Annotated in this window: 20 protein-coding genes and 1 riboswitch; of the genes, 5 read left to right on the top strand and 15 right to left on the bottom strand. The window is 63.4% G+C overall.

The window, feature by feature from the left end; all coding sequences use genetic code 11:
• Window positions 1–13 precede the first annotated feature (13 nt).
• The 3 genes from VSR68_RS19380 to treA all read right to left on the bottom strand — a co-directional run bounded on the left by VSR68_RS19380 (window position 14) and on the right by treA (window position 2,536).
• Window positions 14–565, bottom strand: a complete 552-nt coding sequence (locus VSR68_RS19380) for a hypothetical protein (protein WP_342941376.1) — start codon at window positions 563–565, stop codon at window positions 14–16.
• Window positions 565–792: a hypothetical protein gene (locus tag VSR68_RS19375; RefSeq protein WP_342941375.1), complete on the bottom strand. Its 228-nt coding sequence runs from the start codon at window positions 790–792 to the stop codon at window positions 565–567. The genes VSR68_RS19380 and VSR68_RS19375 overlap by 1 nt, the downstream gene beginning before the upstream one ends.
• A 154-nt stretch (window positions 793–946) precedes the next feature.
• Window positions 947–2,536 (bottom strand): alpha,alpha-trehalase TreA, encoded by a 1,590-nt coding sequence (gene treA, locus VSR68_RS19370; RefSeq protein ID WP_342941560.1) that lies wholly within the window; start codon window positions 2,534–2,536, stop codon window positions 947–949.
• A gap of 384 nt (window positions 2,537–2,920) precedes the next feature.
• Between treA and pdeR the strand changes: the two genes are divergently transcribed.
• Window positions 2,921–4,924: a cyclic di-GMP phosphodiesterase gene (pdeR, locus tag VSR68_RS19365; protein WP_342941374.1), complete on the top strand. Its 2,004-nt coding sequence runs from the start codon at window positions 2,921–2,923 to the stop codon at window positions 4,922–4,924.
• A 183-nt stretch (window positions 4,925–5,107) separates the two neighbouring features.
• On the opposite strand, the gene VSR68_RS19360 is transcribed toward pdeR, so the two are convergent.
• The 3 genes from VSR68_RS19360 to VSR68_RS19350 all read right to left on the bottom strand — a co-directional run bounded on the left by VSR68_RS19360 (window position 5,108) and on the right by VSR68_RS19350 (window position 9,209).
• Window positions 5,108–5,986 carry a crotonase/enoyl-CoA hydratase family protein gene (locus VSR68_RS19360; protein WP_342941373.1) on the bottom strand — a complete coding sequence of 293 codons (879 nt, stop codon included), beginning with the start codon at window positions 5,984–5,986 and terminating at the stop codon, window positions 5,108–5,110.
• A 508-nt stretch (window positions 5,987–6,494) separates the two neighbouring features.
• On the bottom strand, window positions 6,495–7,610 hold the full coding sequence (locus VSR68_RS19355) for a malate/lactate/ureidoglycolate dehydrogenase (RefSeq protein ID WP_342941372.1): 1,116 nt from the start codon (window positions 7,608–7,610) through the stop codon (window positions 6,495–6,497).
• A 138-nt stretch (window positions 7,611–7,748) separates the two neighbouring features.
• Complete coding sequence (locus VSR68_RS19350; RefSeq protein WP_342941371.1) at window positions 7,749–9,209, bottom strand: M20 family metallopeptidase; 1,461 nt, start codon at window positions 9,207–9,209, stop codon at window positions 7,749–7,751.
• A gap of 205 nt (window positions 9,210–9,414) precedes the next feature.
• Here VSR68_RS19350 and VSR68_RS19345 point away from each other — a divergent pair, with 205 nt between their 5' ends.
• The 3 genes from VSR68_RS19345 (at window position 9,415) to VSR68_RS19335 (ending at window position 11,891) form a co-directional block, all read left to right on the top strand.
• Window positions 9,415–9,723 (top strand): superinfection immunity protein, encoded by a 309-nt coding sequence (locus VSR68_RS19345; RefSeq protein ID WP_342941370.1) that lies wholly within the window; start codon window positions 9,415–9,417, stop codon window positions 9,721–9,723.
• A 57-nt stretch (window positions 9,724–9,780) separates the two neighbouring features.
• Window positions 9,781–10,935, top strand: coding sequence for an epoxide hydrolase (locus tag VSR68_RS19340; RefSeq protein ID WP_342941369.1), 1,155 nt, complete (start codon window positions 9,781–9,783; stop codon window positions 10,933–10,935).
• A 172-nt stretch (window positions 10,936–11,107) separates the two neighbouring features.
• Window positions 11,108–11,205, top strand: a riboswitch (ZMP/ZTP riboswitch).
• 53 nt (window positions 11,206–11,258) lie between these two features.
• The gene (locus VSR68_RS19335) at window positions 11,259–11,891 is read left to right on the top strand and encodes a LysE family translocator (protein ID WP_342941368.1); all 633 of its coding nucleotides are present in this window, start codon (window positions 11,259–11,261) and stop codon (window positions 11,889–11,891) included.
• A 123-nt stretch (window positions 11,892–12,014) separates the two neighbouring features.
• Here VSR68_RS19335 and VSR68_RS19330 read toward each other — a convergent pair whose 3' ends face one another.
• The 5 genes from VSR68_RS19330 to VSR68_RS19310 form a co-directional block, all read right to left on the bottom strand.
• Window positions 12,015–12,299 (bottom strand): YodC family protein, encoded by a 285-nt coding sequence (locus VSR68_RS19330; protein WP_342941367.1) that lies wholly within the window; start codon window positions 12,297–12,299, stop codon window positions 12,015–12,017.
• A 597-nt stretch (window positions 12,300–12,896) separates the two neighbouring features.
• Window positions 12,897–14,378, bottom strand: coding sequence for an MFS transporter (locus VSR68_RS19325; protein ID WP_428983536.1), 1,482 nt, complete (start codon window positions 14,376–14,378; stop codon window positions 12,897–12,899).
• 47 nt (window positions 14,379–14,425) lie between these two features.
• A complete protein-coding gene (locus VSR68_RS19320) occupies window positions 14,426–15,070 on the bottom strand; it encodes a TetR/AcrR family transcriptional regulator (RefSeq protein WP_342941365.1) in 645 nt (214 codons plus the stop codon).
• 71 nt (window positions 15,071–15,141) lie between these two features.
• The gene (locus VSR68_RS19315; protein WP_342941364.1) at window positions 15,142–15,987 is read right to left on the bottom strand and encodes an isocitrate lyase/phosphoenolpyruvate mutase family protein; all 846 of its coding nucleotides are present in this window, start codon (window positions 15,985–15,987) and stop codon (window positions 15,142–15,144) included.
• A gap of 144 nt (window positions 15,988–16,131) precedes the next feature.
• Entirely contained in the window at window positions 16,132–16,557 is a 426-nt protein-coding gene (locus VSR68_RS19310; protein ID WP_087737290.1) for an OsmC family protein, read from the bottom strand.
• Between the two features lie 349 nt (window positions 16,558–16,906).
• On the opposite strand from VSR68_RS19310, the gene VSR68_RS19305 reads away from it, so the two are divergent.
• Window positions 16,907–17,200, top strand: coding sequence for a DUF4148 domain-containing protein (locus VSR68_RS19305; RefSeq protein ID WP_342941363.1), 294 nt, complete (start codon window positions 16,907–16,909; stop codon window positions 17,198–17,200).
• 158 nt (window positions 17,201–17,358) lie between these two features.
• Here the strand turns inward: VSR68_RS19305 and VSR68_RS19300 are convergent, their stop codons facing one another.
• From VSR68_RS19300 to VSR68_RS19285, 4 genes are all read right to left on the bottom strand, one after another.
• On the bottom strand, window positions 17,359–17,913 hold the full coding sequence (locus tag VSR68_RS19300; protein WP_342941362.1) for a carboxymuconolactone decarboxylase family protein: 555 nt from the start codon (window positions 17,911–17,913) through the stop codon (window positions 17,359–17,361).
• A 32-nt stretch (window positions 17,914–17,945) separates the two neighbouring features.
• Window positions 17,946–19,283: an aspartate aminotransferase family protein gene (locus VSR68_RS19295; protein WP_342941361.1), complete on the bottom strand. Its 1,338-nt coding sequence runs from the start codon at window positions 19,281–19,283 to the stop codon at window positions 17,946–17,948.
• A 190-nt stretch (window positions 19,284–19,473) separates the two neighbouring features.
• The gene (locus tag VSR68_RS19290; protein ID WP_342941360.1) at window positions 19,474–20,334 is read right to left on the bottom strand and encodes a MurR/RpiR family transcriptional regulator; all 861 of its coding nucleotides are present in this window, start codon (window positions 20,332–20,334) and stop codon (window positions 19,474–19,476) included.
• A gap of 110 nt (window positions 20,335–20,444) precedes the next feature.
• The gene (locus VSR68_RS19285; protein ID WP_342941359.1) at window positions 20,445–21,989 is read right to left on the bottom strand and encodes an ATP-binding protein; all 1,545 of its coding nucleotides are present in this window, start codon (window positions 21,987–21,989) and stop codon (window positions 20,445–20,447) included.
• Between the last annotated feature and the right edge of the window lie 4 nt (window positions 21,990–21,993).

Here is a 21,993-nt window from a genome sequence, read left to right as displayed (position 1 = left end):
GCGACCTCGTACCTCAAGCGGTCCGCGCGCCGAAACGCAGCCGTGCGCGCACCGCGCTTTCGGCATCGACGACAGCGCGCGACAACGACTTCGCTGATTTCAACCGTCCTGTGATAAGGACACCGATCGCTACGACGATTCCCATCTGCGCGACAACGATCACGCCGCACATCGGATTGGCCGCAAACGCGGAACGGCAGAACAGCTCGGTGATGGGATCGACCGGGCTTGCACCGTGTGCGCGCCACTCGACGCGTGGATCGGGAAAAGTTTTGAAGGCCGTGCGCGGCAAGCACAGACCGGCGAGTATCCACGCGCTCAGAAACGGCATCAACAACACGCCCCAGAACGCGACCATGCCGTTGAACGCATTGTCGAGGCAGAAGCGGACGTAATCGGCATCGGCATCACGCAACCTGCCCAACGCGAGCAGCGCTTCGCCCTCGCGCGCGAGTTCGAGCCGCATGGGATGCACGGCATCGGCGAGGCGCCTCGCCAGCAGCATGTAGACGGCGGCGCAGACGGCCACTGTGGCGCAAAAACGCAGCAAATAGAAGTATTCCATTATTTCGACGCACTCCTTCGGAAATGCCGGCTCATGACCTTGCGCACTTCGTCGTAATCCGACTTCTGCAGCCCGACGGGGTCGATGATGATCCGGAAAATAAAGAATGAAACGAACAGGCCCGCTATCAGCAACGGCAGCATCACTTCAAGAAAAACAAGCGGCTCCGAACGGGCGAAATCGATCAGTTCGATCAGCGCGTCACCGATCGTTGCTCCACTTGCCATACGCCTCCCGAGACTCTTGCCGCGTCATTGCGTTAATAAAAATCCTACCACTGTGGGCGAATTCGTAGAGGATTTCTAAACGTCAAAATTTGTAGAAAAATGGGCACGGCGACGTCACCGGCTCGCCGCGCCCGTCGGCGCTTCCGTTTCCCGCTTATTCGCCCGGACTGTACATGTCGAGCAGCTTGAGCGTCACGCCATTGGTCCAGCCGAAGCCGTCCTGCAACGGATACTCGCCACCGCCGCCACCGCCCGTCCCCGATCCTTCGACGACATATTTCTCGACCAGCTTCTGCTCTTTCGCATACACGTTCTTCACGTCAGCGAGAAAGCGCGTGCCGATCTGCATGGCGAGATCGCGGCGCCCATAGCGCGGCAGGCCTTCGATCGCGATCCAGTGCAGCGGCGCCCAGCCGTTCGGCGCGTCCCATTGCTGGGTCGTGTTGTACGTCGATGTGGTCAGGCCGCCGGGCTTGAGGAGGATCGCCGACACGACATTCGCGGTCTTCTGCGCGCGATCCGGCCACGCCGCGCCCGCGAAGAGCGGGTACAGCATCGCGGGCGTCTGGTTGTCGCGCGGCTTCGCGAGCTTCCAGTCGTAATCGCCGTAGTACCCCTTGCTGTTCCACAGATACCGGTTGATGCCCTCCGCGCGTTTCGCCGCCTTGCCGATGAACTGCACGACGCAGCCGAAGTCGCGCGCCTCGGAGCAGCCGCGCGCGATGGTCGTCTCCAGATGGAACATCAGGCTGTTCAGATCGACGGGGATGATGGCCGTCGTGCGTACCGTCGTGAGGTTCATGTTGTCGCCGAACCAGCGCGAGCTGAAGTCCCAGCCGCTTTCCGCCGTCGCGCGCAGATCGCGATACACGTCGCTGGGCGTGCGGCCCGTTGCCTGCTGCGCGGTCTGCACGTCTTCGAGATACGACTCGTCGCGCGGCGTGTCGAGTTCGTCCCAATAGCGGTTCAGCACCGTATGGTCGGGCAGCACGACGACGTTGCGCGTCGCGTCGCCGGGCTTCGTCGTCGACGCGCCCTGCATCCAGTACGCGTACTCCTTGCGCATCTGCGGCAGGTACTTCTGATAGACGCGCCCGCCTTCGACCTTCGCCGCGAGTTCGACCATGTACGAGAAGAACGGCGGCTGCGAGCGGCTCAGATAGTACGTGCGATTGCCGTTCGGAATATGGCCATACGTGTCGATCATGTACGCGAAGTTGTCGAGCATGTTGTCGACGAGATCCTCATGTCCCGACTCCTGCAAGCCCAGCATCGTGAAATACGTGTCCCAGTAGTAGCCCTCGCGAAAACGGCCGCCCGGCACGACATAGGGCTTCGGCATCGGAATCAGCGAACTGTACGGCGGCGCGCTCGTCGTCGTGCGCGTCAACGCGGGCCACAGCCAGTTGATGTGATCGCGCAGCGACTGGTTCGCGGGCGGCGTGATGACGGGCTCGGAAGGCGGCGTGAAGTACTTGTTGACGAAGTCCGCCAGCGAAAAGCCGGCATCGTTCTTATGCGCGTCATACAACTGCACGATCGTTGCGGGATCGGCGTTCGGCGTTGCGTCGACGAAGGTCTTCTGGTCGGGATAGATCTGCGCGGTTTGCACGGCGACGAACAGGTCGCCATACAACTGGTCGGGCGGCGGCGGAAGCGGCCCGCCGATCTGCGTATCGGCGCTCGCCACCTGCGCGAAACCGGCGAACAGCATGAAGCCCGACAATGCGATCGCGCGACGCATCGTCGTCGATGGAATGGCGGTTGAATGGTCGTTCGGAACGGACCTGCATGGCACACACGACAGCATACTCATGTCTCCCTCCTCGGAAAGGTGGACAACCGGTCTGGTCTGCCGTCGCGCTTTTATATCGCTTTGCGAGCATCGCACACGATCACGTGCGCGTGCAATCGAGCGCCAACGTTTGCGGAACCGGTTCGTTAGAAGCGCATAATTTCGATGCATTCTGATTAAAGAATGGCTTGTGAAAGGTCGTTAATAGATTCGGAGCCGCAGCCCCGGCCGCTTCGATACAATGAAGCGCAGCCCATACGACGCTTTGCCGCCCGCGTGCTGTACTCATATTCGGAGTTCGACTCAAGGCAACGGTTTGCCCGGGGATCTCTCATGAACGACGGCCAACACGATCAGGTGCTTTTCGCCCGCTTCGGAACGAGCAGTCCATGCTGGCGCCTGTCCAGCGACAGCAACGCGCTCGAGCTGTCGCCGGAAACGGACGACCGTGCGGCCACCGTCGCGATCGCGCTGTCCGGCGCGCAGGCGGCGCAGATTCGCCGGCTGACGGGCGTCACGTCGCATCTGACGATGGACGTGCGCCTGCACGGCGAGCCGCTGCGGCTGCATCTCGTCGGCAAGAAGCTCAACGGCAGCACGTGGGCGGGCACCGCATCGGCGTTCGAGGACACGGAGTCGGTCGCGCGCGATCTGGTGCACGGCCTGTCGTTTGCCGAACAGGTCGTGTCGGAAGTCAATTCCGTTGTCGTGATCGTCGACCGGAACGGCCGCATCCAGCGCTTCAACCGTCTCGCCGAAGAACTCACGGGCATGAAGGAAGAAGACGTGATCGGGCGCAGCGTGTGGGCGCTTTTCATGTCGTCGGAAGCGGGCGCGGCGTCGAGCCAGAACATTTCGGGCTTTTTCAATCGCGGCGTCGCGTATGAAGTCGAACGCCGCGTGCGCACCGTGCACGGCGAACGGCTCTTTCTCTTTCGCAACAAGTTCGTGATGAGCGGCAGCGGCGTCGACGAGCAGTTCCTGATCTGCTCCGGCACCGACATCACCGAGGAGCGCCGCGCGCAGGACCGCCTCACCGAACTCGCGAACACCGACTCGCTGACGGGCCTGCCCAACCGCAACGCGATCCACGACAAGACCCGCACGGCCATCGCGAGCGCGGCGCCGGGCGTCTCCGTCGGCATCCTGTTTCTCGATCTCGACAACTTCAAGAAGGTCAACGATCACTACGGCCACGTGTTCGGCGACCGGCTGATCCAGGACGTGTCGTCGGCCGTGCGCGAATGCCTCGGCGCCGACGACATGCTCGCGCGCCTGGGCGGCGACGAGTTCATCGTGCTGTCGCCCGTCGCGACGGTCGAGTCGATGGAAGCGATCGCGCAACGCATCCTCGAGCGGCTGCGCACGCCGTTCAGCCTCGGGCTCGTCGAGGTCTACACGGGCTGCTCGATCGGCATCGCGATGTTCCCCGAGCACGGCGACAGCCTCGAAGCGCTGATTCGCGCCGCCGATACCGCGATGTACGTCGCGAAGGACGACGGCAAGCGCACCTATCGCGTGTTCTCGCCGGAGATGAACCGCAAGGTCGCCGAATACATGTGGCTCGACACGAACCTGCGGCGCGGGCTCGAAGAAGGCCAGCTGACACTGCACTATCAGCCGAAGCTCTCGCTCGCGACGGGCAAGGTGTACGGCGTCGAGGCGCTGGTGCGCTGGAATTCGCCGGAGCGCGGGCAGATCATGCCCGCCGCGTTCATCCGCTATGCAGAGGAGTCGGGGCTCATCGGGCCGCTCGGCCGCTGGGTCATGCAGACAGCCGCCGAACAGGCCGCGCAATGGAAGGCGCGCGGACTGTCGCTGCGCGTGGCGATCAACGTGTCGGCGCGGCAACTGGTGGACACGGCCATCGTGTCGCATTTCAGAGAGGCCTTGCAAAACGCACAACTCGATCCGTGCCTGCTCGATATCGAGCTGACGGAAAGCTGCCTGATCGAAGACGAAGCGGCCGCGATCGACCTGATCACGCAATTCCGCGATCTCGGCGCGCAGGTCCATCTCGACGATTTCGGCACCGGCTATTCGTCGCTGTCGCAACTGGGGCGTATTCCGCTCGATGTGATCAAGCTCGATCGCAGTTTCGTGAGTTCGATCAACGCGGACAAGAAGTCTCAGGCGCTCGTGCGCTCGATGGTGGCTGTCGCGCAGGCGCTGCAACTGAAAGTGGTCGCCGAAGGAATCGAGACGGAGTCGGAAGAACTGTTCATGAAGGGACTGGGCGTCGAATACGTGCAGGGCTATCTGTATGGCAAGCCGATGCCCGCAGCCGATTTCGAGCGCTGGCTGAATGACAGGCAGAAGATCCGGTTGATCGCCTGAACCCCCGAAAAGTCTGCTCGACCCGACGGATCACCTGCCTGTCGGCCGCTCGCGCGGCTGGCTACCGCTGAATGCATGCTGTGTACTGCCTGTTTGCTGCGTTGACGATTGCTGTGCTGATGGTTGCTGCGTTGATTGCGTTTGTGCCGATTGCGTCCACGCCGATCGCGCGACTCATCGCGTTCACGCGGCGTTCACAGCCGCCTGGCGCAGGTTCCCCGTGCGGCGGTTCTGCAGCATCACGAGCCGCTCCATGAACGCGAGGTCTTTCTCCTCGATCGTGAACGCGGCCTGCACCCAATCCTCCGTGATTTCCATCAGCTCGGCGCGCGAAAGCTGCAATACGCGCTGACGCGCCCGCACCATCGCGCGGATGCCGTTGAGCTTCGGGCGCAGCGTATCGATGAAGGTGCGCGTCGCCACGTACGCCTCGCCCGGCTCGAAGAGCTGATCCACGAGACCGCGGCTCGCGTGCCATTCGGCCGTGTGCGATTCGCCGCCGCCGATCAGTTCCTCCGCGAGGCGCATGCCCGCCTTGCGCGCGACGAGCGAATAGCCGCCCATGCCGGGGAACAGATTGAACGCGATCTCGGGAAAGCCCATGCGCGCGTCGTTCTGCGCGAGCACGAAGTGATGCGCGAGCGCGGCTTCGAAGCCGCCGCCCAGCGCCGAGCCCTCGATCATCGCGATCGAAATCGCTCCCGTGTCGAAACCGCGCGCCGCCGCATGCACGCAATCGACGCACGCGCGCGCGTACGCCATCAGTTCCTGCCGGTGGCCCGAGCGGATCGCATCGGCGAAAAAATTGAGGTCGCCGCCGACGTTGAACATCGACGGAATGGCCGAGCCCGTGACCCAGAAATCGATCGGCAGGCGCGAATCGCGCGCGGCCTGCGCCAGTTCGAGAATGTCGTGCACGAGTTCGAGGTTGAAGCACGGACGCGGCTGCGCCCGCAATATCATCCACATGACATTGCGCTCTTCTTCGTAATAAGCGGAGATTTGCGACAGATTGCCCGCTTCGACGAATGGACGGCAGGCGTGATGGCTTTGCAGATTCATTTTGAACGGTCCTTTAAGGTTAAACACCAAGTGAAGCAATGCGAGCCTAAAACAGACCGGAATACGTTGGGGGAGGCCTAACGAACAGAAGGGAGCAGTTCGTCATAAGGATTGCGATGCCCGCCGGACGGGCTTCTCGGCTAGCGCCGCTTGCGCAAACGATTGCGATTCGAAGCAAAGCTCCAGAGACGCGCGCTTTCGCGTCCTTTAAAAGGGCGCAAAGTCGCCATTAGAATATTTGCTTTAAATTTCGGGCGTTTTTGCCGCGGATGAGGCCGTCGGAGATTGCGCGGCATTGCGCGCATTTGTTAAATCGACGCAATGTGGGCCAGAAAGTGGCATTGCGAATTTCTAATGCGCGATGAATGGCGTTTTCACGCGGCGCGGCGAGCGAGCGCGCATTGCCTGCGGATCAGTCGCGTGGCGCGCGCATGCCGATGCCGATGCAACGTCATGCGCGCCATTTCTCGTGTCGACCGTATGCCGCCGTCACGCGAAGCGTTGGTCGTTACCGCAGACGCACCGACCAGCCATCGGCCTGCTCCTGGGACAAACCGGCCGCCCGCGCCGCATCGCCGATCTGCCGCCACGTCTCGGGATCGACGGGAATGCCGTTGGCCTCGCGCTCGGCACGCGTCGCGCGCTCCGGTTCGCCCGGCGCGTAGATTCGCTCGGCGCCGGCTGCAAGCGGCGACGACTTCACCCACTCGACGAACGCATCGGCCTCGGCTTCGGCGTTCGGCGCATCGAATGCGTTGGGATCGACGATCACCGACAGCATGCAGTTGATGATCGCGTTCGTCTGTTGCAGCGTGTCGTCGTGCGTCGTATAGCCGCCCGACAACGCGCCGCCGAAGATCTCGCACATCGCCGCGAGCCCGAAGCCCTTGTGGCCGCCCGCCTGCCCGCCGACGGGCATCAGCGCGCCGAACGGCGCCTGCATCATCACGGCGGGATCGACGGTCGGCTTGCCTTCGTGATCGATCAGCGAACCGGGCGGCACCTCCTTGCCCTGGTTGTACGCCACGCGCGTCTTGCCATAAGCGACGGCGCTGGTGGCGAAGTCGAGCACGAGCGGCGCCTTGCCCGCGCGCGGAAACGCCGCGCAAAACGGATTGGTGCCGATGCGGCGGTCCGCGCCGCCGAACGGCGCGACGAGCGGATCGCCCGCCACGTTGACGAAGTGAAACGACACAAAGCCCGCCTTCGCGCATTGCTCGGCCCAATGCCCGATGCGGCCGATGTGATGCGCGTTGCGCAGCGCGACGGCGCACACGCCGAGCTTCTTCGCGCGCTCGATGCCCAGTTCCATCGCTTCATGCGCGACGACCTGGCCGAATGCCTTGCCGCCGTCGATCGTCAGCACGGCGCCGACGTCCTTGACGACGCTCGCATGACCATTGAGCTTCAGTTCGCCATCGCGCAACGAATCGACATAACGCGGGATCATGCCGACGCCATGCGAATCGTGTCCCGTCAGATTGGCCGCGACGAGATGATCGGCGACGAGCTGGGCTTCGCGCGGCGCACTGCCCGCCTGCTCCCAGATCGCGCGCACATAGGCGTGCAGTTGATCGGCCGGAATGCGGGGAGCAGACGTCTGGGCAGTGCGCGTGTCGTTCATTCGATGATGGGCTCGTTCAAAGGAGGCGGATGGACAGCGGGAGAGACCGGCCGGCCCCTCCCGCGCGAGAACGTCCGCGAAGCGAACGTTGGGAGAACAACTTCAAGGACAACGTGAACGACGACTACGAGGCCAACGTCAAGGCGCCGCCGCGATCACTTCCGCCACGGCCGCCGTCAGCTTCTTGCCATACGGCACATGCAGGAACTCGTTCGGACCGTGCGCGTTCGACTTCGGTCCGAGCACGCCGCACACCATGAACTGCGAAGTCGGGAAACCCGCCTTCAGCACGTTCATCAACGGGATCGTGCCGCCCTGCCCGATGAACGCGACGTCCGCGCCGTAATGCTGACGCGATGCGTCGTTCAGCGCGGTGGCCAGCCACGGCGCGAGCTCCGGCGCGTTCCAGCCCGTCGCGGCGCCCGCGTCCGGCTTGAACGTGACCTTTGCGTTGTACGGCGGATCGAACTCCAGCAGCGACTTCAACTGCTGCACGGCCTTGTCCGCTTCGACGAGCGGCGGCAGGCGCAGCGACAGCTTGAACGCCGTGCGCGGACGCAGCACGTTGCCCGCATCGGCGAGCGAAGGCAGGCCCGCCGCGCCCGTCACCGACAGCGACGGACGCCACGTCGAATTGAGCAGCGCCTCTTTCGGATCGGCCGTCGTCGGCAGCACAGGGCCGCCGTCCTGGCCGCACGACCACGGCAGCTTCTTCCACACGTCGTCGCCGAGAATCTTCGCGGTCGCTTCGACTTCGCTCAGACGGTCGAGCGGAATCGGGCAATGGAAGCCCTTCGGCAGCAACGTGCCGTCCGCTGCGTCTTCGAGCCGCTCGAACATTTGACGCATGATGCGAAAGCTCGACGGTGCAATGCCGCCGTAGCTGCCCGAGTGAATGCCTTCGTCGAGCACCTGCACTTCGAGGTCGCCGGAGACGAGGCCGCGCAGCGACGTGGTCAGCCACAGTTGATCGTAGTTGCCCGCGCCCGAATCCAGGCACACGACGAGTCCGACCTTGCCGAGCCGTTCGCGCAATGCGTCGACATACGGCAGCAAGTCGTAGCTGCCCGACTCTTCGCACGTTTCGATCAGGCCGACGCAGCGCGGCCGCTCGATGCCTTGCGCGTCGAGCGCCGCCAGCGCCGTGAGGCTCGCGTAGATCGCGTAACCGTCGTCGGCGCCGCCGCGGCCGTAGAGCTTGTCGTCTTCGAGCTTCGGCGTCCACGGACCGAGGTCCTTGCGCCAGCCGTCGAATTCAGGCTGCTTGTCGAGATGGCCGTATAGCACGATCGTATCCGTGCTGCCCGAACGCGTCGCCGGCGATTCGAAAAAGATCACGGGCGTGCGGCCCGGCAAGCGGACGATTTCGAGCTTCAGTCCGCGCACGGGCTGCTGCTCGGCCCACTTCGCGGCCTCCGTGATCACGCGCTCGATGTAGCCGTGCTGCTGCCAGTCGGGATCGAACGCCGGGCTCTTCGCCGGCACGGCGATGTAGTCCGTCAGCGCCGGCACGATCTCATCGTTCCATTTGCGATCGACGAATTCGCGCAGTGCGTCGTGATTCAGCTTGTGAGCCTGTTGGGTTTCGTCGGAGATCATGATGGCAATCCGGGTCAGTCGAAAACGCACATGATAAGCCCCTGGCGAGCGCATTGCCGAATTCATCCGATCCGCGACGACGCTGCGGCGCGGCGCCCGATTGCTGTCTGGCGCGGGCTTGCAGGGCGCTTTCCACGCCGCGTGCGCCCGTCGCGCATTCGCGCGACAATGCATGCATAACTACGACGCGCCTGGGAGGCCCTCGATGAGCTACAACATCGTGGTTCAAGGCGTCGCGTCCGTGGTCGCGCTGGGTCTGTACTTCCTGCCGTCCATCGTCGCCGATCGCCGCAAGCGCCATGACGTGCTGACCCTTGCGCTCTTCAATGCGTGCATGGGCTGGACCGTGTTTGGCTGGCTGCTCGCGCTGTACTGGGCATTTCAGCCGAATCCGCCCGTCAATCTCGAAGGCGAAGTCGTGCGATCGCGGCGCGTCATCAGCATGCGGACCTTCACGAAGATGCTCGGCGAGCGCGTGCAGATGCGCGAGTCGCGCGACCGTTCGACGAAGTGACGCGCCCCCGATCCGTGAACCCCTCGCACGAAAGCGAGTGATGCCGGAGTCATGCCGATGCAGATCACGCCGTTCCAGATTGCGATTCCCGATGCCGAGCTTGCCGCGCTCAAGGCGCGCCTCACGCAAACGCGCTGGCCCGATCCGTTCGACACGCCGCCGTGGGCGCTCGGCACCGATCCGCGCTATCTGCGCGAGCTCGTCGACTACTGGGCAAACACTTATGACTGGCGCGCGACGCAAGAGCGGCTCAACCGTGAGCCGCAGTTCATTGCGCGCGTCGGCGGCCTGGGCGTGCATTTTCTGCATCGGCGCGGCATCGGTCCGAAGCCCTATCCGCTCGTCGTCACGCATGGATGGCCCGGTTCGTTCGTCGAGTTCATCGAGCTGCTGCCGCATTTGTGCGATCCGGCATCGGTGGGCGCGGACCCAGCCGATGCATTCGACGTCGTCGTGCCGTCGATGCCCGGCTACGGTTTTTCCGAGCGACCGTCGAAGCCCGGCATGTCGGTGTTCGCGATCGCGGACCTGTGGGCCGAGCTGATGCGCGGCCTCGGCTACGCGCGCTTCGGCGCACAAGGCGGCGATCTGGGCGCGGCCGTATCCATGGCGTTGGCCGCGAACCACGCGCGACACGTCGACGGCATTCACCTCAATTTCCTGCCGAGTTCGTACGCACCGGGCCTGAGCGCGAGCGATCCGCCCATCACGCAGGAAGAACAGGACTTTCTCGCGTCCAAAGCCGCATGGGCCGACGCCGAAGGCGCCTATGCGCACATGCACGGCACGAAACCGCAGACGCTCGCGTTCGCATTGAACGACTCGCCGGTGGGGCTGGCGGCATGGATCGTCGAGAAATTCCGCGCGTGGAGCGATTGCGATGGCGACGTCGAGCGCGCGTTTTCGAAGGACCAGTTGCTGACTGACCTCTCGCTGTACTGGCATACGCAGACCATCGGCTCGTCGGTGAGGCTCTATGCGGAAACGCGCGCGCGGCCCTTGCGCTTCGAGCCCGGCCAGCGCGCGACGCCGCCGCTCGGCTTTGCGCGCTTTCCGAAAGAGATCAGCCAGCCGCCGCGTTCGTGGATCGAGCGCGTGTTCAACGTCACGCAATTCGCCGACATGCCGCGCGGCGGACACTTCGCCGCGATGGAACAGCCCGCGCTGCTCGCCGAGGAAATCCGGCGTTTCTTCCGACCGCTGCGCAGTTGAGCACGGTTGACTGCGCTACGGTCAAGCGCGGTTCACGATTTGCGCTCGCGTGCCACTCGATGCGTCTACGCGAGCGCATCACATACACGCGGCTGCAACTGCCGCGCTGAAGTGTATCGACGGGCAGCGCCGATTCTGTCTCTGGCCTGCGCACGCCTCGCGCGCAACAATGAACCGTTCGCGCAACTGGCGCTCGATCGAGGTGGGCCACCACCGGGGAACGCGAACCGCGAGCACGCTCGCGTTCCGCCGCGCGCCTGGGCCTCTTGCCACGATCCATCGATCGTTCTTTCCTGCTCTTTCCATACACAGGAGCCCACGCAATGCCTCAAACCACGCATCTGCTCGCATTCGCCCTCGTCGCGCTCGGCATGGCGCTCACGCCGGGGCCCAACATGATCTATCTGGTCTCGCGCTCGATCAGCCAGGGCCGCACGGCCGGTCTGATTTCGCTCGGCGGCGTTGCGTTCGGCTTCGTGTTCTATATGTTCTGCGCGGCATTCGGCATCACGGCGCTGCTGCTCGCCGTGCCGTTCGCGTATGACGCGCTGCGTTTCGGCGGCGCGCTGTATCTGCTGTATCTCGCGTGGCAAACCGTGAAGCCGGGCGGCCGCTCGCCGTTCCAGGTGCGCGAGCTGCCCGCCGACAGCCCGCGCAAGCTCTTCACGATGGGCTTCGTCACGAATCTGCTGAACCCGAAGATCGCGGTGCTGTATCTGTCGCTGCTGCCGCAGTTCATCGATCCGCAGCAAGGCAGTGTGCTCGGACAGTCGCTGATATTCGGCGCTATTCAGATCGTGTTGAGCATTTCGGTGAATTCGACCGTCGCGATCACCGCGGGATCGATTGCCGGGTTTCTCGCGCGCAAGCCGACATGGCTCGTCATTCAACGCTGGCTGATGGGCACGGTGCTCGCGGGCCTCGCCGTGAGAATGGCAACGCAAGCGCGGCGTTGATGAAAGGACGTTGATGAAGGAGCGTTGACGAAAAGGCGTTAACGCAATGTGCCGGGCGCGAAGTCCCGGCACATAGGGTAGAGACTGAATGCAAAGGCGCGCCGCTCGAGCGCGCCTTCGTTTTCAACGCATCGCGACGCTGACGAACTTGTGCTGATGCACCGATCCCGCGGGAATCGAGCGCGGCTGGCGCCGCACGTTATCCTGCGCGAACGTTTCCTGACGCAGTTCGCCCTGCTCGTCGAACCATTGGCAGACGAGCCGTTCCCCCGCTTCCCCTGCGACCGGTCCGATATACGTCACCGTCATGCGCGAGCCGCCCGTCTTGAGCGTCACCACGTCGCCGACGTTGAATCGTGCTGTTTGCGTCGTATCAAATGCGTCGTAAGTGTAAGTAGCAGTCAGCATGGATGTCCCCGATTTAAGCATTAGGCTGGCTGAAAATTCACTGCCATAAACGCACCGCGGTCCAACGAATTAAAAGAGTGGACGAAGATTAACAATTGAATATTTCTGGATCAAGTATTTTTTCATGGAAGCGTTTTCAGCCAATTCGCGATAATGCAACTTATATCTCGAACGTTCGTTCATTGTTGTTTAGTGTCGGAATCCGCTGTGGCAGAAGGCCTGATGCTGTCGCGCAGCACGTTGCGGCAGGCAGTTTAGACCGATCGTGCCGGGCAAACGTAAATACGCCCGACCACTACCTGTCATAATCATGACATCGTCGGTGTTTTCTCCACGTTAACGCGGATTAAAAGGATCGGTGCCGGATAAAATCGACGCCACCAGTAAATAATCGCATCACTGTTGAACGGGAAGACCGGTTGCAATGCGCCATGTAATCAATTGAAATGGTATGACTGTACGCGCCGAAAACGATATCAATTGATATATCAACGCGTTTTTGTTCGTCGCCAATACAAAAATGCGGAATTATCCGGAGACTCGGGATTTTCCCTAAGCGGGCTTTTAGGCGGTGTCTAAATCGCCTTGCAGCAGTCTTTAAGCGACCTTCATCGCGCGCCGATGCGCGACTTGCTGATGCCGGACCAGCGTTACGCTCAGGACGATGCAGACCGCCATCAGCACCGCGTTGATCGCGAGGCTGCGCTGGAACGCATACGCGTAACCCGCCGCCGAAGCCTGCGCGGACAGCGCGCCGAAGAACGCGCCACTGATCGCAGCCGTGCCGAACGCGGAGCCGATCTGGAGCGTCGACGTGATGACGCCCGATGCGAGTCCCGCCTTCGCCGGCGCGACTTCGCCGAGCACGATGCGCATGATCGACGGCAGCACGAGCCCCTGGCCGACACCCGCGAACACCAGTCCGCCATAGAACAGCGTGCCGAGCGCCGCGTGCGTCGCGGCCCAGCCGGTCAACGAAAAGCCGACGGCCATCATCGCAAAGCCGAGCGTCAGCACATGCGCGCCGATGCGCTTCACGACGGCGGGCGACGTCAGCGGCCCGGCGACGAAGCCGAGCGCGAACGGCATGATCGCGATGCCGGATTGCAGCGGCGTCCAGTGCAAGCCCGTCTGCAGATAGATGCCATACGTGAGAAAGAACGCGCTGTTGCAATAGAACAGGAACGCGATCACGAGCCCCGTCGAGAACGCGGGATTGCGGAACAGTCGCAGATCGACGAGCGGGCTGCCGCCCTTGCGCTCGACCTGCCGCTCGATCGCGACGAACGCGGCAAGCGCGGGCACGGCGAGCGCGAACATCGCGAAGGTCCACCACGGCCAGCCGGCTTCGCGTCCGTGCGTCATCGGATAGATCAGCAGGATCAGCACCAGCGACAGCAACGCCACGCCCTTCAGATCGACGCTGTCGCGCGTCTCGGGCTGATTCTCCGGCACGAACTTCCACGCGCCGACGAACGCCAGCACGCCGACGGGAATGTTGATCAGAAAGATCGCGCGCCAGTCGAGACCGAACGGCCGATACGTAATCAGCGCGCCGCCGCCCAGTTGCCCGACGATCGACGCAAGCCCGAACACGAAACCGTAGAAGCCCATCACACGCGTCTGCTGATGCAGCGGCACGACGGCGCGCACGGTGGCCAGCACCTGCGGCGCCATCACCGACGCGGCCATGCCCTGCACGATGCGCGCGATCACGAGCACATGCCCGTTGGGCGCAAAGCCGCACAGCGCCGACGCGACGACGAAGCCCGCCATGCCCGTCATGAACATGCGCCGCCTGCCGAACAGATCGCCGAGACGGCCGCCCGTGATCAACAGCACCGCATACGCCGATGCATACGCGGAGACGATCAGCTGCAACTGCGCGTCGGTTGCGTTCAGGCCCGTGTGGATCGCGGGCAGCGCGAGATTGACGATGAAATAGTCAAGCGGTGCGAGAAACGCGCCGACGAACAGCACGGACAGCGCGAGCCCCTGCCGTTCGAAGCGCTGATGAACTTGCGCATCGGCATGCGATGCGGCTTGTCCGGCGTGTTGGCTCACACCGGATCTCTTCATGCATGTCTGATTCATGACTGATCGTTCAAAAATTCGGCAAAAAAATTTCAGGCCAGCGCGCGCATCGCGATGTCGACGATAGCTTTCAGCTCGTCTTCCTTCCGCTTGCATTTTCCCAGCACGCGCAGGCCTTGCGTCATGCACAGGAGAAAATCGGCGACCGCCTTTTCGTCGAGGTCGTCATTGAACACGCCCGCCGCCTGCCCGCGAATGACGGCCGCCGCAAGCAGCGTGACGACACGCCGCTGGATCGCGCGGATCTTCGCGTGCAGCGCCTCGTCTTCGGGCTGCAATTCGAGCGTGCTGTTCGTGATGAAGCAGCCCGTGAGCGACGACGAGATGCGCGCGTGATGCAGCAGCGCGTTGCGCACGGCCACTTCGGGCGGCACGTTCGCGTTCAGCCGCTCGACGAGACCGGCAATGGCCTTGTCCGCGTAATGGTCGAGCGCCGCCATCATGATGCCGTGCTTGTCGCCGAACACGCCGTACAGGCTGCCGCGCAGCACGCCCGTCGCATTGCAGAGATCGTCGACGGACGTCGCGTGAAAACCTTGGCGCCAGAACACCTTGCTCGCCTCGGCAAGCACCGTGTCGGTGTCGAATTCGCGCGGACGGCCGCGTGCGCTGGCGGCCTCGGGCCTACCGTCTCTGGCTGCGCCAGACGTGCGCCGGGATGCAGTGTTATCGCTCATGCAGGCCAGTTTATGACTGGACATTCAAGAATTCAAGGCAAAACCACGCGGGTGGCGTGGCTTCCGTCCCGTCATTCGGCTCGATCGGGTTGCCGCACGGAAGCGAACAGATCCGTGATCTCCTTCATCGTCGCCGCTTCGCTGGTGTACGTGAAGGTGCCGCGCTCGAGCATTTCCTTCGCCGCGCGCAGCATCGCGCCCAGCGCCGCGCGTGCGAGCGCCCCGCCCACGCTGATCCGCTTGACGCCCATCTGCGCGAGCTCTTCGACGGTAAACGGCATGCCCGCCATGCCCATCAGCACGTTGACGGGCCGGTCGACGGAACTGACCACGGCGGCGATGTCCTCGCGCGTTTTGAGGCCCGGCGCGTAGAGCACATCGGCGCCCGCTTCCTGGAACGCTTGCAGGCGGCGAATCGTATCGGCGAGATCGGCGCGGCCCACGAGGTAGTTTTCCGCGCGCGCGGTCAGCGTGAACGGAAACGACAGCGAGCGCGCCGCCTCGACGGCAGCGCGCACACGTTCGACGGCGACGTCGTGTGCGTAGATGGGATCGCCGGCGCGGCCCGTCGCATCTTCGATCGAGCCGCCCACGACGCCCGCCGCTGCCGCCTGGCGGATCGTCTCGGCGGCATCTTCCGGCGTATCGCCGTAGCCGTTTTCGAGGTCCGCGCTGACGGGAAGATTCGTCTGCGGCGCAAGATCGGCGAGATGCCGGATCATCTGCTCGCGGCCCACTGCGTTATCCGGCACGCCGCGCGAAAACGCGTAGCCTGCGCTCGTCGTCGCGAGCGCCTTGAAGCCGAGCGCTTCGAGCAGGCGCGCAGAACCGATATCCCACGGATTGGGAATGACGAACGGATCGCTCGCCTCGTGCAGCGCGCGAAATGCGCGCGCCTTCTCTGCCTGTGATGTCATGGCCGCTCCGTCAAGAGCCGAAGAAAAATCGCAGATGCGCCGCTTCGCGCATGCAGGACTGGCGCGCACGCGCGAAGCGCGCAAGCAGGTGAAGCGCAGCGGCTTTCACGCGAAAGAGCGCCGCGCTCCGTGCGCCGCGAAAGCTCAGGTTTCGAGCTTCGCGTCCATCGTGATCGTCGCGTTCAATACCTTCGAGATCGGGCAACCTGCCTTCGCATCCGCAGCCGCCTTGTCGAACGCTGCCTTGTCGCCGCCCGGAATCTTCACGACGACGTCGAGATGCGAGGCCGTCACGGCAAACCCGCCGCCGTCCTTGTCGAGCGTGACCGTCGCCGTGGTGGCGATGCGCTCGGGTTTGATATTCGCCTTGCCGAGTTCCGCCGACAACGCCATCGAAAAGCATCCCGCATGTGCCGCCGCGATCAGCTCCTCGGGATTCGTGCCGATGCCGTTTTCGAAGCGCGTCGAGAACGAATACTGCGTGTCCTTGAGGACGCCGCTATCGGTTGAGATCGAACCCTTGCCGTCCTGCAGACCGCCCTGCCAGACTGCCGATGCCTTGCGCTTCATCAGACTCTCCCATCTCATGCCCGCTTCGTGCAGCGCGTCTCCAGCCACGATGCCTGCCGCGACGGTCTCGCCGGAATCCCGCGGCCTCAGGCACCGGTCACGCGCGCCGCGCCGACAGCGTGGGCTTTAGGCGTGGACCGAAGCTTCATCATAGGCGGATATCCGTGGCGTTGCCGTGAAGCGCCTGCGGCGCCTCGAAAGCGCACGGCGCGCGGATTATCTCAGTGGCAGCAAGAATATTTATCGAAACAGGCGCTTTTTTCATCGCCTCCGCGGAAATACACTGGCTTCAACGGTTCGGAACACAGCATTCCAACCGAACTCATCAACAATGTTCTCGGAGGTCATCATGAAATCGCTTCTTTCCGCAGTCGTCGTCGCATCGGCACTGATCGTTCCCGCCGTGTCGTTCGCGCAGCAAGCCAATGCCCCTGTGACGCGCGCACAGGTTCAAGCCGAGCTGGTCGCCGCGCAGCAAAACGGCACGCTCGATCAGAACGACGTGTCGTATCCGAAGGCGACGCCGCAATTCGGTGCGTCGTCGCAGTCGTCGGAAGTCGGTGGCGCGACGGCTGGCTCGTCGCAATCGGGTTCGCGTCCGAGCGTCGAGCAGCGCATCTTCTCGACGTTTCGCGGCAACTAAGCGGCAACTGAGCGCAACGACGTGACGCGGCGGCGCGCGATGCTTCATGCGCCGCCAGATGGACGAAGGCCCCGGCTGACCTGAAACGTCAGCCGGGGCCTTTTGCGTTCGATACGGTTCGATACGGTTCGTTGCCTGTTGCTATCGAGGCGTCGCGCTTATTCGGGGAACGGCAGCGTGTCCTGCCCCTGCGCGCGCATGCCGAACACGTTGAGCGTCATCGCGACCAGCGCGTAATAGCCGAGCAGCCCGACGAGATTGATCGTCACGTCATGACCGAAGCGCTCGACGGCCTTCGCATACGTCGCGTCCGACACGCGCTTCGTGTCATACAGTTCGGTCGTGAAAGCATAGATGAGCGCGTCGTCGGCATCGGCGAATGACGGCACGCGGCCTTGCCGGATCGCTTCGGCATCTTCGGCGCGCACGCCTGCGTCGATGGCGATCGGATAGTGGATGAACCACTCGGCCTGCGCCTGCCAGCGCGACGCCGTGACGAGAATCGCCAGCTCCGACAGACGCAGCGACAGACCCGTCTTGTAGCGGCAGAACGCACCGAGACGCTGCGCGTGCTGTGCGAGTTCGGGGCTATGAATCCAGCCGAGGAACGGACCGTTCAGATTGCCGCGCGGCCCCGACAGGATTTCGTCGAGCACGGCTTTCTGTTCGGGCGACGCATGGTTGGCGTCGAATGATGGCAGACGGTTGGTCATCGCAAGCTCTTCGAGAGTGGGTTCGGTTTGAATCAGGCGGCGCCCGTCGCGGCAAGCGCGCCTTCGATCGCATCCTTCAGGCGGCCGACGATCTGCTCGATATCGCCCGGCGTGCAGATGAACGGCGGCGCGAGCAGCACATGATCGCCGATCTTGCCATCGACGGTGCCGCCCATCGGATACACCATCAGACCGCGCTGGAACGCCTCGCGTTTGATCGCCGCGTGCAGCTTCAGTTTCGCATCGAACGGCGTTTTCGTCGCGCGGTCTTTCACCATCTCGACGCCGACGAAGAGACCCCGCCCGCGAATATCGCCGACATACGGATGCTGCGCATACTGCTCGCGCAGCAGCGAACGCAGCTGTTCGCCGCGCGCTTTCACGTTGTCGAGCAGATGCTCGTCGGCGATCACGCGCTGCACTTCGAGCGCGGCGGCGCAGGCCGTCGCGTGGCCGATATACGTGTGGCCGTGCTGGAAAAATCCTGAGCCCTCCGTGATCGCGTCGTAGATCCTGTCGCTCACGAGCGTCGCGCCGATCGGCTGATAACCCGCGCCGAGCCCCTTTGCGATGGTCAGCAGATCGGGCGACACGCCGTCTTCTTCGCACGCGAACAAATGACCCGTGCGGCCCATGCCCGACATGATTTCATCGAGAATCAGCAGCACGCCGTAGCGGTCGCACACCGCGCGAATCTTGCGGAAGTACTCGCGCACGGGCGGCACGGCGCCCGCCGTCGCGCCGACCACCGTTTCGGCGACGAACGCCGCGACCGTCTGCGAGCCGAGTTCGAGAATCTTCTGTTCGAGTTCGTCGGCAAGACGTTGCGCGAACTGCTCCTCCGTTTCGTCAGTGCGCTGCTCGCGATACGCGTAGCACGGGCTCACGTGATGCGCGTCGATCAGAAGCGGCAGGAACGGCTCGCGGCGCCACGCATTGCCGCCGATCGCGAGCGCACCCAGCGTGTTGCCGTGATAGCTCTGACGCCGCGCGATGATATGGCGGCGCTGCGGCTCGCCCGTTTCGACGAAGTACTGGCGCGCGAGCTTCAGCGCGGCCTCGATCGCCTCCGAGCCGCCCGACACGAAATACACGTGTCCGAGCCCTTGCGGCGCGCGCTCGACGAGATAGCTCGCGAGTTCCTCGGCGGGCTGCGTCGTGAAGAACGACGTGTGCGCGTACGGCAGTTCCTGCGCCTGGCGCTTGATCGCGTCGATCACGCGCTGGTTGCTGTGGCCGAGGCACGAAACGGCCGCGCCGCCCGATGCGTCGATATAACGCTTGCCCGTCGAATCGATGATCTCGATGCCCTCGCCTTTCACGGCGACGGGCAACGTCTGCTTCGGCATGCGGTGGAATACGGTAGTCATGCGCTTTCCTTGGAGGTAGGGAGAACAGCGGCGCTCAAGCCGCCGTGCGTGCCTCGAACATCAATCAACACGCGATGCGCATTTATACGTCACGGCAACATATGTTGTCAATGAAAGAACAAGCCGCCGTGCGCGGCCGCTCGCACGCGCTTCGCCACGGAGCACGCCGTGGCCCGTCGGTCAGCGTATATCAGGGAACGTAGGCGCCCTTCGCGTGCAGCGACTGTTCGGCGAGTTCGAGCTGCTGGACGGCGTCCGTGCCTTCGAGCGCGAGCAGATGCGCGACCAGCGATTCGGCGATCGCCGTCGCCGCCACGAGTGATGGAAAAAACGACGGGCTTTCGTGTGAAAAAATCAGCACCTTGTCTGCGTTCAGCGCGATGGGCGACACGGCGCTGTCGGTGATGGCGATCAGCTTGCTGCCCTTTTCGAGGGCAGCCTCGGCGACGCGCGCGGCTTCGACGGAATACGGCGCGAAGCTCACGACGACGGTTGCGCTATCGCGCTCGATGCCGCGCAGCTGCATTTCGAGCGTGCCCGCTTCGCCCGTCAGCAGCGACACCGACGAGCGAAAGAGACGGTATCCGTAGACAAGGCCGAACGCGACGGGATAACACGAACGGAAGCCCGCGACATGCACGTGCGATGCGCGCCGCAGCAGCTTCGCGGCTTCGACGGTGACGCGTGCATTGTGCGCCGCCGTCACGTCGAGATTGTGCTGATGCGCGACGAGCAGATCGTGTGCGAGCGCGTCTTTCGCATGGCCCTTGACGAGCGAGCGGGCGCGCGTGGTCAGCGGCTCGGGACGCGTGCGCACCCGCGCGACGAACAGGTCGCGCAACTCGTTCCAGCCCGGAAAACCCAGTTGCTGCGACAGGCGCACAAGCGACGCGGGTTGCACCTGTGCGCGCTCGGCGACCTTGCGCATCGACGAAACGGCGACCTCATCGGGATGATCGAGCAGAAACGCCGCCCCCATCTGGAACTGCGGACTGAGCTCCTGAAAGCGTCCGCGAATCAGGGCGGCGAGCTGATCGAAGTTGTCGGGCATACGGTGTACCGGGCGATAAGATGACAACAAATGTTACCACCCGGTATCGGCGTGATCCAATGAAGGGCGGATCGTTCGACCGCTTCCAGCGATGGGTGCTTAACGGCCGCTCAGGGTGTCGTGCTTTTCCGGGTAGAGAGCGGATGTCGGTAGCAGACACGGAGCCCGCTTTCCATGTTTTCGAGCACAAGTCCGCCACCGCTACGGCGCGCGATTTCCGACACGATCGAGAGGCCGAGGCCACTGCCTGCAGCGGTCGTTCCAGGGATGCGATAAAACGGCTCCAGCACTCGCGATAGCTGGTCTTCCGGGATGCCGGGCCCGGAATCCTTCACTTCCACCAGCAGATGCTCGCCGTTCTGTGTGACCGACACATCGACCTTGCCGCCCTCCGGCGTATACCGAACCGCGTTATCGACGAGATTGCGCAAGACGACGGAGAGCGCGGCCGTATCGGCGATCACCTCGACGTCATCGACCTTGTCGAGCCCAAGATCGACCTGCTTGCTTTGTGCCATATCGACGGCATTGACTACCGCTTCATTCGCCAGTTGCCGAAGACAAACGGCGGCCGGCTTCATCGACGAGCCATGCTGCGAACGGGCCAGCGTCAGCAGTTGTTCGACCAGCCGCGCCGTGCGCCGTATCGCTGCCTGAAACGACACGAGTCGCTCGCGCGCCACGAGCGGGTTGTCGGCGGCGCCGAGATGCTCTGCTTGCAAGGAGAGTGCGGCGAGCGGCGAGCGCAGTTCGTGAGCGGCATCTGCGATAAACCGGCGCTGCTGGGACATTGCATCCTTGAGCCGGCCGATCAGCCGGTTTATCGACGTGACGAACGGGAGCAGTTCCTTCGGGATGTCCTGCTCGGACAGCGCATCGAGCGTCGCATCGTCCTGCTGGTCTACGACTTTCGCAAGGCGACGCACAGGCAGCAACGTCGTACGTACAAGAAGGACGATGAGCGCGACCAATATGGGCGTCAGGGCGAGCATCGGAAACAGCGTTCTCATCGCGCCGTCTCTCGCGATTTCGTCGCGTACCATCGAAAGTTCTGCGACCGCAATTCGCTCGCCGGAATGCAATGTACGCACACTGACGCGCCAGCTCTTGCCCTCTTCGTCGAGATTGTGCAGCCCGTCTGGAAGCGTCTGCGGAATGGCAATCGGCGCATCTTTGCGGGCTGACGATTGACCCAGGCGCAAGATGACGAGCCTCACGTCCGAATCCTGACTGCCTTGCCACGCGACTGTGGGCGCTGCGAGAACAAGTTTCCCCGCGTTAATCAGTGCGCCGATTTCCCGAAGATGACCGTCCTGCAGTCTGTTCGCCTCGTGATAGGCGGCGGAAAAAGATGCGCCACCCGCGATCACGCTTAGCGCCACGATGACGGTCGCGATCCACCATGTGAGTCGCGACGTCATGGACCGCGGAGAACGTTCCTGTCGACCATCCATTCGACACCTCGTATTGTGCGAATAATCGTAAGGGCCTGACTTCTTCAGAATGGTGTGTAGCGGCTCTCTTGCGAGCAACCGTGTACTTGCGCTGCGATACCCAAACAATAGTATCAAGGAGCCACGATTGATTCGTCTCGCCCACCTTCGAATTGCGTCGACAGGACTGCTTCCCGGTTGCAAAAAAGAAGGGGAGCGCATCCGG

The sequence above is a fragment of the Paraburkholderia phymatum genome, from assembly GCF_038900715.1.
GTDB lineage: Bacteria > Pseudomonadota > Gammaproteobacteria > Burkholderiales > Burkholderiaceae > Paraburkholderia > Paraburkholderia phymatum_A.
The sequence above is the reverse complement of the archived record's forward strand: the minus strand, read 5'-3'. Positions and strand labels throughout refer to the sequence as shown.